The sequence below is a fragment of the Burkholderia sp. Ac-20379 genome (genome assembly GCF_017104645.1).
Classification (GTDB): Bacteria; Pseudomonadota; Gammaproteobacteria; order Burkholderiales; family Burkholderiaceae; genus Burkholderia.
In genome coordinates this window covers 1-794 of record NZ_JAAGPF010000765.1, presented here as the reverse complement: position 1 = coordinate 794, position 794 = coordinate 1, and the positions used below count along the sequence as shown (strand labels likewise).

General features: G+C 72.0%; 1 pseudogene. It reads left to right on the top strand.

The features are described from left to right. A pseudogene (locus G3N92_RS34480) lies at positions 1-794 on the top strand (ATP-dependent DNA helicase RecG); the annotation flags it as partial.

Sequence of the window (794 nt, the reverse complement as noted above, 5' to 3'; positions counted from 1 at the left end):
ATGGGTGGCGCGGACGCGGGCGGGGGCGAGGCGTTCGCGGAAGGCGGCGCCGAGCCGAAACCGGCCCGGCGCGGGCGCAAGAAGGCCGTGTCCGCCAGCGGGGACACGAACGAGGCGGGCGATCGGGCCGAGGCGGCCGACGCCAAACCGGCCAAGGCCGCCAAGGCCGCGCCGAAGCTCGTCAAGACCGCCGACAAGCTCGCCAAGCTCGGCCTCACGCGCTCGATCGATCTCGTGCTGCATCTGCCGATGCGCTACGAGGACGAAACCACGCTGACGCCGATCCGCGAGCTGCTGCCCGGCGAGATCGCGCAGACCGAAGGCGTGGTGTACGACAACGAGGTCGCGTTCCGGCCGCGCCGCCAGTTGCTGGTGCGGCTGCGCGACGACGACGGCGCCGAGCTCGTGCTGCGCTTCCTCAATTTCTACGGCTCGCAGGTCAAGCAGATGGCGGTGGGCCAGCGGCTGCGCGTGCGCGGCGACATCCGCGGCGGCTTCTTCGGGCTGGAGATCGTGCATCCGGCGGTGCGCGTGGTCGACGCGGACACGCCGCTCTCGCAGGTGCTCACGCCGGTGTATCCGAGCACGGCCGGCGTGTCGCAGGCCTATCTGCGCAAGGCGATCGACAACGCGCTCACGCGCACGCCGCTGCCCGAACTGCTGCCGCCCGACGTCGCGGCCGCGTACCTGCGGCCGCTCGGCGTGCCGGCGCTGGCCGACGCGGTGCGTCAACTGCATCACCCGAGCGTCGATTCGGACGAAACGGCGCTGATCGACGGCACGCATCCGGCCTA